Below are 15,208 nucleotides of genomic sequence, written 5' to 3'. Positions count from 1 at the left end.
TTTTAATAATCCTAAAATATAAAACTTATTTTTATAAATCAAAAAGGAAAATTTATATGAAATTTACTAATCATAATAAAATAATTATATTGGGATCAGGACCAGCAGGTTATACTGCTGCAATATATGCAGCTAGAGCTAATTTAAATCCTATATTAATCACTGGAATCAATAAAGGAGGACAATTAATTAACACTAATGAAATTGAAAATTGGCCAGGAGACTTTGATAAAATTACTGGTATAAATTTTATGGATCGTATGCATAAACATGCAGTAAAATTTAAAGCAAAAATTATATCAGATACTATTATCTCTGTAGATTTTCATAAAAAACCATTTTTTTTATTGAGCGAAAATAATCAGTATACATCTGATTCAGTGATTATTGCTACAGGAGCAAATCCTCGTTATTTGGGATTAAAATCAGAAGACGAGTTTAAGGGTAGAGGAGTTTCTACTTGTGCTGTATGCGACGGATTTTTTTATAAAAACAAAGAAGTTGCAGTAGTAGGAGGTGGAAATACAGCTATTGAAGAAACTTTGTATTTATCTAATTTTGTTAAAAAAGTGTATTTAATTCATCGTCGTGAAATTTTTAAAGCCGAAAAAATATTAATTGATAGACTTCTAAAAGCTTTAAAAACTAAAAAAATTATTCTTTATTTAAATTGCACTATAAAAAAAATATTAGGCAATCAGACCGGAGTCACACATTTAATTATTCAAAAAAAAGATATACAAGAAAAAATAAAAATTTCTTTGTCTGGTTTATTTGTAGCTATTGGTCATACACCAAATACGGATATTTTTATCAAACAATTAGAAATGCAAGATGGGTATATTAAAATTCAACGTGCAATGCATGGAAATTATACACAAACAAGTATACCTGGCATATTCGCTGCCGGTGACGTAACAGATCATGTATATAGACAAGCAATTACATCATCTGCTAGTGGTTGCATGGCAGCCCTAGATAGCGAAAGATATCTTAGTAATTTAAGTTAAATTGAGATAAAACAGAATTTAACTATAAAAACATACTAGTCAAATTGACTAGTATCAGATATACTCAAACATAATAAATTACTAAAAAATATTAAAAATATGCCTAAAGAAGATAATATTGAAATGCAGGGAACTGTAATTGATACTTTACCAAATACTATGTTTCGCGTTGAACTAGAAAATAAACATGTGATTACTGCCCATATATCTGGAAAAATGCGAAAAAATTATATTAGAATTTTAACAGGGGATAAAGTGACAATTGAATTAACTCCGTACGATTTAACAAAAGGTAGAATTATTTTTAGAAGTCGTTAAAAGTTTAATTTATTAAAATCAAAGAATTTTATTTTTTAGAAAATTTTTAACTAATTTTTTATATTATTAATTATAAACATTTTACAGGAATTATAAAATCATTTAAGACAATTGTATTAAGTCAAAGAGAATTTATGCGTACTAAATATTGTGGAAATGTTAAAACAAGTGATCTAAACAAATCAATTGTTGTATCAGGTTGGATTCATAAGATAAGAAATTTTGGTCAATTTATTTTCATTGATCTTAGAGATTGCACCGGAATTGTACAAATAATTTTTAAGTCAATAAATAAATTAGAATTTATGAAATGTTTGAAATTAAAACATGAATCATGTGTTCAAATTTTTGGTGTTGTTCAAAAAAGAAGCAAACAAAATAAAAATTTAAATACAGGAAAAATAGAAATTTTAGGAAATAAAATAAATATTTTAAATCTTTCAAAACCGCTTCCATTAGATTATTCAAACAGTAAAACAGAAGATGTATGTTTAAAATATAGATATCTAGATCTCCGACGTCCTGAATCATTTAAAATAATGCAAATTAGAAATAATATTACTTGTTTGATAAGAAATTTTATGAGTAAAAAAAATTTTCTAGATGTAGAAACACCTATTCTAACAAAATCCACTCCAGAAGGCGCAAGAGATTATTTAGTACCCAGTCGGAATTATCCAGGAAAATTTTATGCATTACCACAATCACCACAATTATTTAAACAATTATTAATGATTTCTGGGATTGATAGATATTATCAAATAGCAAAATGTTTTCGCGATGAAGACTTGCGTTCAGATAGACAACCAGAATTTACTCAAATTGATATTGAAGTATCTTTTATGAGTTCTACAAAAATACGTAGTCTTATAGAAAAACTAATAAAAAAAATTTGGCTTAAAATACTAAATATTCGTTTAGAAAAATTTCCTACAATATCTTTTAATCAAGCTATGAAAATATACGGTTCAGATAAACCAGATTTGAGAAATCCAATGAAAATTATTGATATATCTAACATTTTTATTAAAAAAAAATTTTTATTATTTTTTAATATCAATAATAAATATAAAAATAAAATAGGGTTATTGTGTTTTCCAAAAGGTTCTGAATTTAGTAGAAAAAATATTGATAAATATTCTAATGATTTAAAAAAAATAGGATTAAAAAAATTATTCTATATAAAAATCAATCAACGTGAATTAGGAATCAATGGCACGCAAAGTTCAATAAAAAAGATTTTAGATGATCAGATTTTTCAAAAAATATTAAAAAAAACAAATGCTAAAGATGGTGATATTCTATTTTTAATCGCTGATAAAGAAACAATAGTTAATAAATATTTAGGAATATTACGAGAAAAATTAGGTAACGATTTTAATTTTTATAACAAAAAAACTTGGAAACCGATTTGGATTATTAATTTTCCTATGTTTAAAAAAAATTCTTTAGGAAAATTTTCTTCTGTACATCACCCATTTACTTCTTTTAAAAAAAATCATGAAAAAAACTTTGAAAAAAAACCAGAACTTTCTTTATCAGATAGTTATGATTTAGTTATTAATGGATATGAAATAGGGGGCGGATCAGTACGTATTCATAAATCTGATGTGCAAAAGAAAATTTTTGATTTTATTGGAATAAATAAAAAACTTCAAAAAGAAAAATTTGGATTTCTAATAGAAGCTTTAGAATATGGAGCACCACCTCACGCTGGAATCGCTTTAGGATTAGACAGAATAACTATGATTTTAACACAAAAAAATAATATTAAAGATGTAATTGCTTTTCCCAAAACAACTTCAGCTACTTGTTTAATGACAAATTCACCAAGTGAATTAAAAATGTCTACTTTGAAAAAATTAGGGATAAAATTATCTAATTAAACATTAGATATTAATAAAAAATTAATAATAAATTTTTTATATTATTTAATAATGCTGCTTAGTAAGTACAGAATAGAAGAACATAAAACAATAGATGGGCTAGTAGGGGTATTTGCTAAAATAGATAAAAATATCCCTCCTGTTACAGAAATTATACTTACTATAATTGCAATAAAAACCATTTTTTCTGGAGAATCAGAAAAATATTGAGCAGTTGCTGGAGGAATAATTAGCAAAGAAGTAATTAATAACGCACCTACAAATTTAATAGCAATAGAAATTGCTAAAGCTGTTGTCAGCATAAAAATTAAACGTATATAAAAAAGGTTAATACCATCAATTTGAGCTAATTCTTCATTTATTGTTGACAATAAAATAGCATTCCAATTATATATCAAAATACTCAATACAATTAGGCTTCCAAAAGCTATATAAATAATATCATATGTGCTAACAGCTAACAAATCACCAAATAAATAAGTATCTAAGTCTATCTGCTCTGAAGTAGATGTTAAACTGATAAAAATTATACCTAAAGATAACGAACTATGTGATACTATACCAAGTATAGTATTTAATGATATTAACGACAATCTTTCTAGGCATGCTAAAACAATTGCCATAAGACTGATAAAAGTCAAAATAACGTAAAAAGAATTCATTCCAAATATTACAGATATAGATAAACCTAAAAGAGAAGAATGAGATAATGTATCGCCAAAAGATGACATACGACGCCAAACTATAAAAGAACCTAAGGGTCCACTTGAAAAACATAATAACATCCCGGCTAACCACCCCGGAAAAATTAATTCAAACATAGTAAGTACTCTATAATTTTAATGTATAAAATCAATATTCATGTATATGATCATGATCATGCTGATAAATAGCAAATTCTTTTATACGTTTTAAACCAAACATAGTGATAAATTCTGAATTTTTAATAACTGATTTTGGAGTACCAGAGCAACAGATATGTTTATTTAAGCAAAAAACATAATCTGTTTGAGCCATAACAAAATTTAAGTCATGAGAAACTATCAAAATAGCACATTTTATTTTATATCTAATTTTATTAATTAATTTGTACAAATCAAGCTGCCCCATAATATCAACACCTTGTACAGGTTCATCTAAAACTAATAAATTAGGTTTTTTTAATAGTGCTCTAGCTAAAAGAACACGCTGCATTTCTCCGGAAGATAATTTTTGCAATTTAAGATACTGAAGAGATTCTGCTTTTACCCATTTTAATATATTTAATACGTTTGCGTTGTTTTTCGTTTTAGATAATTTCATAAAACGTTCTACTGTGATTGGAAGTAAATTATTTAAATTTAATTTTTGAGGGACATAACCAATAGATATATTAGATGACCGATAAACATGCCCACAATCTGGTCGTATCAATCCCAACATAACACGTATTAAAGTAGATTTTCCCGCTCCATTTGGTCCTATTAAGGTAAAAATACGATTAGGAACTAAAGAAAGTGATATTTTAGATAAAATAGGTCGATTAGAAAAATTTACAGAAACATTTTTTAAAACTAAAAAATCTAGCATATAAAATAAACTTTTTATTTAATCATAAAGTATTATAAAATATTTTTTAAGATTTACACAAATATTATATTAAATAAAATAAAATATCTTTATATACTACTAAAATATTAATTACATATATTTCTACATCCTTCGTGTATCTATATCATATAAGATTTAAAATTATTGAATTTTACCATAGAAAAATCATACATAAAAATTCATTTCATAAAAATTATATTATGAGTTAATCATAGATTAAATAACTATATTTTATAATTATCAAATTCAATTAAAATAAAAAATTTATATTTTTCATATTAATAGATAATAAATTTAAACTTTTTAAATCAAACAAAATAATAGATAAACTAAAAATAAAAATTTCTTGACTAAATTAATTAAAAAAATATAAAATTTTAAAAAAATTAGGAGTCAAAAAATTAGATATATTGAAGATTGATAAAAATTTGAATTGCCTTAAAATTAGTTACAATATCTTTTAAAAAATTAATTAATTCAATTAATAAATAAAACTGCAATAGAATTTATTTAATTTTTTAAAAATATACAAAACATAATAATTAATTTTATTTAGTTGATTTATTTTCTAAGAATTTTTTAGAAAATAAAATAATTTACATTGTAAAAAGTGCTAATTTTTTAAAAATAAGCATCAATTAGGATTAACAAAATTCGATATTAATACTACTTTAAAAGCTATGTAATAGCAAATAGATTTTCATTAGTTAAAAACTGAAAGCTATTTCAATTTAGTTTTTTAAATAAAAATTATGACAATAAAAAAATAACAATGAATTATTAAAAGTAAAATTAAGTGACATTAATAAAAAATATTATCCCAAAAGCATCTAATAAAAATTTTTATAATAAATTTAATACTTATCGATTAATAAATAGAATTGATTTTTATTTAATTTGTATCAATACTACCTTATAACGCATCGTATTGATTGTCGTGTAAGACTAGATTTATTTATATCTTAAAAAAAGAGAGATTACTATGTAATCTACTCATCAAAAAAAATCATAAAAACATAATTAAGTGAAATTAAAGGATTATAAATGATAATAAAAAAAATAATAATCAACATTTAATTAAATATATGTATCTTAGAAATATTTTTATCAAAATTGGAAAAACATAAAAATAAGACAAAAAAATTACTTTATTAGGAAATACTGGACGAACTACTAATCCACACTTATATTATTAAATTTGGATGAATAATTATCCAATAAACCCTATAGAAGCAAATTTTTTTTAAATAAACTCATAAAAAATAATATATTTATAAAAATAAAATTAATATTATTAGAATTACAATAATTTTAAACTCATAAAAATATTTTTCATAATAAAACTTTTAAAATTCTAGCAGTATTTGTCTTTCCTGTTTCTCCCATAATGTCACCCTGAGTTAAAATTACTAAATCATTGCGAAAAAGAAAGCCTTTTTTGCACAAAAGAATAATAGCTTCATTAGCAGCAGCTACTCCTTCTTTTTTACTGTTAAAGTACACTGGAATTACACCTCTATAAAGAGTGATTAAATTCAAAGTTTTTTTATGTCTTGATAGCGCAAAAATAGGCAATCCTGAAGTAATTCTAGAAGTCATTAAGGCTGTTTTTCCAGATTCAGTCATAGTAATAATTGCTGTAATTCCCGTTAAATGATTAGCTGCATACATTGCTGACATAGCAATAGCTTCTTCTATATCATTAAACTTTATATCAAGGCGATGCCTAGATACATTTATACTTGGAACTTTTTCAGCTCCCTTACAAACTTTTGCCATGCTTGCAACTGTTTCGGACGGATAGTTTCCAGATGCTGTTTCAGCAGATAACATTACTGCATCACTACCGTCTAATACAGCATTTGCTACATCCATCACTTCTGCTCTAGTAGGTAAAGGATTGAAAATCATTGATTCCATCATTTGTGTTGCGGTAATAACTATTTTGTTTAACTTTCTAGCAGTTCTAATTAATTTTTTTTGAATTCCTACTAATTCTGCATCGCCAATTTCTACTCCCAAATCGCCTCTGGCAATCATAATGACATCAGAAGATGATATAATGTCTTTGATTGAAATTTCACTAGCTACTGTTTCAGCGCGTTCTATTTTAGCTATAATTTTAGCTTTGCTGCCAGTTTGATTTAATAGTTTTCTAGCTTCTTTTATATCATTTCCAGAACGAGGAAAAGATACTGCTAAATAATCAACATTAATTTCAGAAGCTAATATAATATCTTTTTTATCTTTTTCTGTTAATGAATTCGCTGATAGTCCGCCACCGAGTTTATTAATACCTTTATTATTCGAAAGATTGCCCCCGATAATAACTTGTGTGTATATTTTTGAAGTAGTTACCTTAGTGACTTTTAATTGTATTTTTCCGTCATCTAATAATAAAATGTCATTTATTTGTAAGTCACTTGGTAGTTTTTTATAATCAATTCCGACTCTTGTATTATTTCCAGAATTTTCTTCCAAATTTGCATCTAAAATAAAAATTTCATTCTTCTTCAAAAAAACATTATTTTTTTTAAATTTAGAAATTCTAATTTTAGGCCCCTGAAGATCACCAAGCAAAGCAATATGACAGTTTAGTTGACGCATTATTTCACGTGCTTGACATGCTCTTTTTCTATGCTCATTAGGTAAACCATGAGAAAAATTTAAACGAAGAACATTAGCGCCTGATCGAATAATTTTTTCCAGATTATTATCTTTATCCGTGGAAGGACCTAGTGTAGCTACAATTTTAGTTCTTCTTAGTCGAGTTAACATAAAACCCCTATAATTTAATCTTATTTTTATTTTTTAACTAATAAATATAAATAATATATTATTATACAATATTTTAAGTTTTTAATTTAAAATAATCAAATAAACAGAGAATAAAATATTAATTTATATTTATCTATTTATTTAGTAATATTAAAAAATATTTCAAAAAATAGTTATATTAAAAATAACAAAAAATATTAATAACACTATTATTTTAAAAATAAAAAATTAGTAATTTATATTACTAAATGTAAATTTTTATAAAAATTACAGATATAAAAATTTATTTTCATCAAATTAAAAAAATATTGTGTATATATCTATATTTTAAGACGAGACAATTATGATTACAAATATTAATCAAGCATGTGACTTAATTATTTTTGGAACTAAAGGAGATTTAGCAAAACGAAAACTGTTACCTGCGTTGTATAAATTAGAAAAATACGAAAGAATGCATCCTGATACAAGAATAATTGGCGCTGGTCGAGCAGATTGGACTCAGGAAAAATATATTGATATGGTGCGAGAAGCAATAAAAAATTTTTTAAACGAAAAAATGAAAGATAATATCTGGAAAAAATTAAGATTACGTTTAGTTTTTTTTAACATTGACGTTTACAAAGAAAAATATTTCTTAGAGCTAAAGAACATAATTAATCAAAAAAAAAATATAGCTATTTATTACTGCGCGGTCCCCCCTAGTACATTTAATGCTATTTTTACAGGACTAGGAAAAGCGCATTTAAACTCTTATCCGTCAAGAATAATATTAGAAAAACCATTAGGAACATGCTTAAAAACATCAAAAAAAATTAATAATCAAATTGCTAAGTATTTTTTGGAATCACAAATATTTCGTATTGATCATTATCTTGGTAAAGAATCAATATTAAATCTATTATCCTTACGATTTGCTAATTCATTTTTTTTTCACAATTGGAACCATAAAATAATTGATCATATTCAAATTACTGTGTCTGAAGAAGTAGGCATTGAAAATAGATGGAATTATTTTGATCAAATGGGACAAACAAGAGATATGGTTCAAAATCATTTATTACAAATTTTAACTATTATTGCAATGAATCAACCTAATGATCTAACATCTGAAAGTATTCGATGTGAAAAATTAAAAATTTTAAAAGCGCTTGATCCGATAAATGAAAAAAACATTAATATTCAATCTATTAGAGGTCAATATACATCAGGTATAGTAAACGGGAAAAAAGTGGTTTCTTATTTAGAAGAAAACGGAGCAAATATAGATAGTTTAACAGAAACTTTTGTCGCTCTTAAAGTAAATATTATCAATAAAAAATGGTCAGGAGTACCTTTTTATTTAAGAACTGGAAAACGTTTAGCGCGTAAATATTCTGAAATAGTAGTTGTTTTTAAAGATATACCTAAAAATTTATTCAAAAAATTCAATAAAGATTTATTGCCAAATAAACTAATTATACGTTTAGAACCTAATGAAAGTATCAAAATAAATTTTTTAAATAAAATTCCTGGAATAAATGAAAAATATAAATTAAAAAATGATGAAATGGAATTTAACTATTCTAAAATACTCGATTCTAAAAATTTAGTTGGTGCTTATGAAAGATTATTATTAGAAAGTATGAAAGGAACACAATCTTTATTTGTATGTCGAGATGAAATAGAAGAAGCTTGGAATTGGATCGATCCTATTATCAGCTACTGGAAAATATCTAATAAAAATAATCTTCAATTATATGCTTCTGGAACGTGGGGGCCAAAAAATTTAGATTCTATAATGACTCGTGATGATCGTTTTTGGAATAAATTTAATTATAAATAAATCTAAATAATTCATCTATCTTGACTTACTTGACTTAATTAAGAAAACTGTGATAGCTTGAAATAATTTTTAATCTTTCATTTTAAACGCATTGAATAAATACATCTTTGTTTTTAAAATAAAATTTTATTTTTATTAAAACTATTTTCTCTAATTATTGAGGAAAATAATATCCCATGATACGTATTATGCTTTTTTTACTAACTAACTTAGCAGTTATGTCAACATTTAGTCTGATTCTTTATATAACAGGAATTCAGTCTAATAGTATATATGCTTGTTTTATTATGTCTGGTTTATTTGGTTTTAGTGGATCCATAATTTCTTTAATTATTTCTAAATGGATTGCATTACGTTCAGTTAATGGAAAATTAATTAATTGCCCTAATAATGATATAGAACATTGGTTAGTTAATACCATTAAGAACCAATCTAAAAAAAAAGGAATTAAAACTCCTCAAATTGCAATATACGATTCTTTTAATATTAATGCTTTTGCAACAGGTTCTAGCCGAAATTCAGCTTTAATCGCGGTTTCAAGCGAGCTGTTGGAACGTATGACTCCTTCAGAAGCAGAGGCAGTAATTGCTCACGAAATTAGTCATATTGCTAACGGTGATATGATAACAATGACATTAATACAAGGTGTAGTAAACACATTTGTAATTTTTATATCTCATATTATTTCACAAATATTAAGTAATGTCTTATTAAACAATAAAGACAATAATGAAGATGAAAAAAATTCATTCATATTTTTTATAATATCAATAATTTTAGAATTCTTTTTTGGTCTTCTTGCTAGCATAATTACTATGTCCTTCTCTAGATATAGAGAATTTTATGCAGATGCTGGTTCTGCTAAACTAGTTGGTCGAAAAAAAATGATTGCTGCATTAAATCGTTTAAAAAAGGGAGAAGAACCTCAAGAATCAGACAGTATTATTGCGTTTTGTATTAATGGAAAATCTAAAACAAAAATAGAGTGGTTTGCATCGCACCCATCAATAGAAAAGAGAATAAAGGCGTTAGAAAATAAAAAATATATGTAATATAAAAAATAATTCTCTTAATAGAAAATCACGTCTATTAAGAGAAAAAATTTTTAAAATTAATTACTTAATCTTAATAATTTTAAACTTGTTTTTTAATTAAAAAATGCTTATAATTTATAAAAATATTAAAATTTTTGTTGAAAAATTACTAAATATCTATTTATTAAAAAAGTAATATATTGTACCTTAAATAACTTTAATATAAAATTTATTTCAAATATTTTTTATGTTAGAATAAAAAAACAATAAAGTAAATTTTTTTTAATAAAATTCTAATTTCATATGTGAATTCTCGTAAAATCTATTCATTAAATATATATAAATATATAATCTGTTTTTATCTGAACTATTTTTTATAATCTTCTTTGATACAAAAAATTACATATACAAGATTAACTTTTATCTTGAATAAATTCAATACTATGCTGTCCTATTTTTTATGGAGTTTTCTGATGGAGTTTTTTTTAGACCCGTCAACCTGGGCCGGCTTATTAACGCTGATTGTTTTAGAAGTAGTTTTAGGAATTGATAATTTAGTTTTCGTAGCAATTTTATCAGAAAAATTACCTCCTGGTGAAAGAGATAAAGCTCGCTTAATTGGCTTAGGGCTAGCATTACTGATGCGATTAGCATTATTAACATTAATATCTTGGGTTGTCACGTTAACTACACCTATTATTGAAAATTATTTTTTTTCTCTGTCAATACGTGATTTGATTTTACTAATCGGCGGTTTATTTTTATTATTTAAAGCCACGATTGAACTTCGCGAAAGATTAGAAAGTAAAGATCATGAAAATTTAGGAAATAAAAACTATGCTAGTTTTTGGCCTGTAGTGATTCAAATTGTTATATTAGACGCAGTTTTTTCTTTAGATGCAATTATTACAGCGGTTGGAATAATTAATCAATTATCAATCATGATGATTGCTGTAATATTAGCAACGATATTAATGTTATTAACATCTAAAAAATTAACAAAATTTATTAATTTACACCAAACTGTAGTTGTTTTATGTCTTAGTTTTTTGTTAATGATTGGTTTTAGTTTAGTTGCAGAAGCATTGAGGTTTTATATTCCCAAGGGATATTTATATGCGGCTATTGGTTTCTCTATTTTAATTGAAATTTTTAATCAAATAGCACGCCATAATTTTATGAAAAATCAATCTAGAAAACCTATGCGACAAAGAGTAGCTGAAGCCATTTTACGACTTATGGTAAAAGAAAAAGATAAGACTATAAAAGAAAAAAACAATAAAGAAATTTACGAACGAAAAACATCAACTTTGTCATTAGAAACAGAAACTTTTAAAGATGAAGAAAAATATATGATTAATAGCGTTCTTAATTTAGCTGGCCGATCGATTAAAAGCATCATGACTCCTCGAAGCAACATATCTTGGGTAAATATAGAAAAAAATAAAAACGAAATTCGCATGCAATTGTTGGATACCCCACACAGTTTATTCCCAGTTTGCAAGGGCGAATTAGATGAAATAATAGGCATTGTAAGAGCTAAAGAATTATTAGTAGCTATCGAAAATAATATTGATGTTTATCAGTTTTCTTCTAAAATACCACCAATTATTATACCTGATACTTTAGATTCTATTAATTTACTCGGCGTTCTTCGTCGCGCTCAAGGTAGCTTTGTTATTGTAAGTAATGAATTTGGTGTAGTACAAGGTTTAATTACTCCATTAGATGTTCTAGAAGCTATTGCAGGAGAATTTCCAGACGCAGATGAAACCCCGGATATAATTAAAGAACATAATAGCTGGCTGGTTAAAGGCGAAACAGATTTACATTCATTGCAACAATTATTTAATACTGAAGAATTAATTAAAAAAAGTGATTGCGCTTCTCTAGGAGGCTTATTGATTGCAGAAAAAGGTCAATTACCTTTGCCTGGAGATATTATAAAAATTAATTCTTTTAGTTTTCATATCGTTAAAGCTACAGAATATCGCATTGATTTGGTCAGGATTAAAAAAATAAAAAATAATTAAATTTTTTATTTAAAAATCTTATTTGCGTCAAAAATATATTTTGAGATAAACATGTCTAATATAATTTTAGCAATTGAATGCTCTATGAATTACTGTTCTGTTGCTATATATAAAAAAAAAATTTATTCATTTTTAACAAAATGCGAAAAAAAACACACTGTAAAAATATTACCAATAATTTATAAAATATTAAAAATTTCTAATACAAAATTACAAGAAATTAATTATATTGCTTTTTCACAAGGACCAGGAAATTTTACTGGAATACGTATTGCTACTGGAATATCTCAAGGACTATCTTGCGCTTTAAACATACCTATTTTAGGAATATCTACTTTTTCCATTCTAGCAGAACAAGCCTGGCGTAAATACAAAGCAAAAAAAGTATTAGTAGTAATGAATGCTCAGATAAACAAATTTTATTATGCAAAATATATTAAAAATAGTAAATCATTGTGGATAGGAGAAAAAACAGAATCCTTATTGAGAGAAAATCAAATATCAAATAAGATAAACAATCTTCATAAAAATTGGACATTAGTAGGAAATAGTTGGAATCACATCCCGTACAAAAAAAAAATATTTGATCAAAAAGATATTTTTTTTCCTCATGCAAAAGATATTATTCCTTTAGCATTATTAAATATTAATTTAAAAAAGTTTATGAATTACAACCAATTCAATATTAAATATTTAGATAATTTATTCACAAAAAAATAATATAAAATTAAAGTCAATACTGAAATATTTAATATACTTCAGTATTGATTATATTAAATTAATATTCTCTTTAAAAAATATAACAAATATATTAAAAAATTTATTTTTTATAAAATGTCAAATGTTAATCAGGCAAGATTATATTCAATTCTAATATAGAAATATCTTCATTTTTATGTTCTAACTGTATTGTAATAGAATTAGGGTCTGTATTAACATATTTACAAATTACCGAAAGTATTTCACGTTTTAATTGCGGAAAATAATCTGGTTCGTTTTTAAATTTTCTTTGTTCTGCAACAATAATTTGCAATCTTTTTTTTGCTACATTAGCAGTAGTACTTTTACTCCGGGATAAAAAAAAATCTAATAAAGCCATCTCTATCTCCCGAATAAACGTTGTAAAAAACTTTTTTTTTCTTCTTGAATAAAACGAAATTTATGATTTTTACCCAACAGTCTATCAACTGTATCACAATAAGCACATCCAGCATTAGAAGATGTATCTAAAATTATTGATTCACCTTGATTAGAAGCTCGCAAAACAGAAAAGTCTTCAGGAATTACACCAATAATTGGTATTCGAAGGATATCTAAAACATCTTTCATGCTTAACATTTCTCCATTTTTAACGCGCGTAGGATTATAACGTGTTAATAAAAGATATTCTTTTATAGGAGGCATATTTTTTTCAGAACGTCGTGATTTAGAAGATATAATACCCAGAATTCGATCGGAATCTCGAACAGAAGATACTTCCGGATTGGTAGTAACAATAGCTTCATCTGCAAAATATATTGACAAAAAAGCACCTTTTTCAATGCCAGCGGGAGAATCACAAATAATAAAATCAAATTCCATATTTATTAATTCATTTAGTACTTTTTCTACACCTAATAAAGTTAGAGCATCTTTATCTCTAGTTTGTGAAGCCGGAAGAATAAATAAATTTTGTGTGTTTTTGTCTTTAATTAAAGCCTGATTAATTTTTGCATCTCCTTGGATAACATTAACAAAATCATACACTACTCTACGCTCGCATCCCATAATAAGATCTAAATTTCTTAATCCTATATCAAAATCTATAACAACCGTCTTTTTTCCTTTTTTCGCTAAACCAGTTGCAATAGCAGCACTTGAAGTGGTTTTTCCTACGCCTCCCTTCCCTGAAGTAATTACAATAATCCGTGCCATAATATAACTGTTCCTAAAACAAAATCTAATTGAGAAAACTAATAGTTAATAACTTATTCTTTAAGTAAATTTGAGTTGCTTGACCAATAAATTTTGAAGGTATTTGATCCGATAACCAATATTCCCCAGATACTGATATCAATTCAGCAAATAATGCACTACAAAATATTTGACTAGTTATATCTCCATTAGCGCCTGCAAGTACTCTTCCACGCACTGATCCATAAATATGAACATTTCCATCGGCAACAATTTCTGCACCAGCGCTTACATTATTTATTACTATTAAATCAGAATGTTTAGCATAAATTTTTTGTCCTGAACGAACAGGTTTATTAACAATATGAGTTTTTTTTTCTTTTTTTATTTTTTTAGAAATATAATTTTTATAAAAAACATTTGCATCTTGATGCATATGCTCTTTTTCAAATTCTGATAAAACAGGTAAACCTGAATCAATAATAACTTTTTTTAATCCAGTATTTTTACAGCCGCTTACGCCTACAATAAATAAATTATATTTAATAATAATTTTTTGTATTTTTTTCCATTTTGTTTCACTTAATACACTAGATACATTAACAATAATAGGAGCATTTTTAAAAAATTGAGGAAATTCTTGAATTTTTTTATATAAAGCAGCATTAATTAAATCTATATTATCAGTATTTAGATATAATACTAGCAAGGTAAAATTACTACCTTTTATTTCAATAGGAATTTTTTGCATATATATTGCTCAATAATATTTACTTATATGCACATAAAATATAAATTCTAATTTATTAAATATAAATTGGTATTTATGAGTGTATCTTTA

Annotated in this window: 13 protein-coding genes; 7 read left to right on the top strand and 6 right to left on the bottom strand. The window is 25.2% G+C overall.

Annotated features, from left to right (window positions below):
* Window positions 1–56 precede the first annotated feature (56 nt).
* The 3 genes from trxB (at window position 57) to aspS (ending at window position 3,214) form a co-directional block, all read left to right on the top strand.
* Window positions 57–1,010: a thioredoxin-disulfide reductase gene (gene trxB / locus DD681_RS01465; protein ID WP_158341247.1), complete on the top strand. Its 954-nt coding sequence runs from the start codon at window positions 57–59 to the stop codon at window positions 1,008–1,010.
* Window positions 1,011–1,109: 99 nt separating this feature from the next.
* Entirely contained in the window at window positions 1,110–1,328 is a 219-nt protein-coding gene (infA, locus tag DD681_RS01460; protein ID WP_158341246.1) for a translation initiation factor IF-1, read from the top strand.
* Between the two features lie 134 nt (window positions 1,329–1,462).
* Window positions 1,463–3,214, top strand: coding sequence for an aspartate--tRNA ligase (gene aspS / locus DD681_RS01455; RefSeq protein WP_158341245.1), 1,752 nt, complete (start codon window positions 1,463–1,465; stop codon window positions 3,212–3,214).
* A gap of 41 nt (window positions 3,215–3,255) precedes the next feature.
* Here aspS and znuB read toward each other — a convergent pair whose 3' ends face one another.
* From znuB to pyk, 3 genes are all read right to left on the bottom strand, one after another.
* Window positions 3,256–4,035, bottom strand: a complete 780-nt coding sequence (gene znuB, locus DD681_RS01450) for a zinc ABC transporter permease subunit ZnuB (protein WP_158341244.1) — start codon at window positions 4,033–4,035, stop codon at window positions 3,256–3,258.
* Window positions 4,036–4,066: 31 nt separating this feature from the next.
* Window positions 4,067–4,783, bottom strand: coding sequence for a zinc ABC transporter ATP-binding protein ZnuC (gene znuC, locus DD681_RS01445; RefSeq protein WP_158341243.1), 717 nt, complete (start codon window positions 4,781–4,783; stop codon window positions 4,067–4,069).
* A 1,353-nt stretch (window positions 4,784–6,136) separates the two neighbouring features.
* Window positions 6,137–7,582 (bottom strand): pyruvate kinase, encoded by a 1,446-nt coding sequence (gene pyk, locus DD681_RS01440; RefSeq protein WP_158341242.1) that lies wholly within the window; start codon window positions 7,580–7,582, stop codon window positions 6,137–6,139.
* Between the two features lie 343 nt (window positions 7,583–7,925).
* Here pyk and zwf point away from each other — a divergent pair, with 343 nt between their 5' ends.
* From zwf to tsaB, 4 genes are all read left to right on the top strand, one after another.
* A complete protein-coding gene (gene zwf / locus DD681_RS01435; protein WP_158341241.1) occupies window positions 7,926–9,407 on the top strand; it encodes a glucose-6-phosphate dehydrogenase in 1,482 nt (493 codons plus the stop codon).
* Window positions 9,408–9,583: 176 nt separating this feature from the next.
* Entirely contained in the window at window positions 9,584–10,459 is an 876-nt protein-coding gene (htpX, locus tag DD681_RS01430) for a protease HtpX (RefSeq protein ID WP_158341240.1), read from the top strand.
* A 455-nt stretch (window positions 10,460–10,914) separates the two neighbouring features.
* The gene (locus tag DD681_RS01425; protein ID WP_158341239.1) at window positions 10,915–12,474 is read left to right on the top strand and encodes a TerC family protein; all 1,560 of its coding nucleotides are present in this window, start codon (window positions 10,915–10,917) and stop codon (window positions 12,472–12,474) included.
* Window positions 12,475–12,525: 51 nt separating this feature from the next.
* Window positions 12,526–13,194: a tRNA (adenosine(37)-N6)-threonylcarbamoyltransferase complex dimerization subunit type 1 TsaB gene (tsaB, locus tag DD681_RS01420; RefSeq protein WP_158341238.1), complete on the top strand. Its 669-nt coding sequence runs from the start codon at window positions 12,526–12,528 to the stop codon at window positions 13,192–13,194.
* 124 nt (window positions 13,195–13,318) lie between these two features.
* Here the strand turns inward: tsaB and minE are convergent, their stop codons facing one another.
* The 3 genes from minE to minC are packed head-to-tail and all read right to left on the bottom strand — an operon-like array spanning window position 13,319 to window position 15,118.
* On the bottom strand, window positions 13,319–13,573 hold the full coding sequence (gene minE, locus DD681_RS01415) for a cell division topological specificity factor MinE (RefSeq protein ID WP_158341237.1): 255 nt from the start codon (window positions 13,571–13,573) through the stop codon (window positions 13,319–13,321).
* A 2-nt stretch (window positions 13,574–13,575) separates the two neighbouring features.
* Window positions 13,576–14,388 (bottom strand): septum site-determining protein MinD, encoded by an 813-nt coding sequence (gene minD, locus DD681_RS01410; RefSeq protein ID WP_158341236.1) that lies wholly within the window; start codon window positions 14,386–14,388, stop codon window positions 13,576–13,578.
* A 25-nt stretch (window positions 14,389–14,413) separates the two neighbouring features.
* Window positions 14,414–15,118: a septum site-determining protein MinC gene (gene minC / locus DD681_RS01405; RefSeq protein WP_158341235.1), complete on the bottom strand. Its 705-nt coding sequence runs from the start codon at window positions 15,116–15,118 to the stop codon at window positions 14,414–14,416.
* Window positions 15,119–15,208 lie beyond the last annotated feature (90 nt).

The sequence above is a fragment of the Buchnera aphidicola (Melanaphis sacchari) genome, assembly GCF_003096055.1.
Classification (GTDB): Bacteria; Pseudomonadota; Gammaproteobacteria; order Enterobacterales; family Enterobacteriaceae; genus Buchnera; species Buchnera aphidicola_P.
This window is presented reverse-complemented; position numbering and strand designations above follow the sequence as displayed.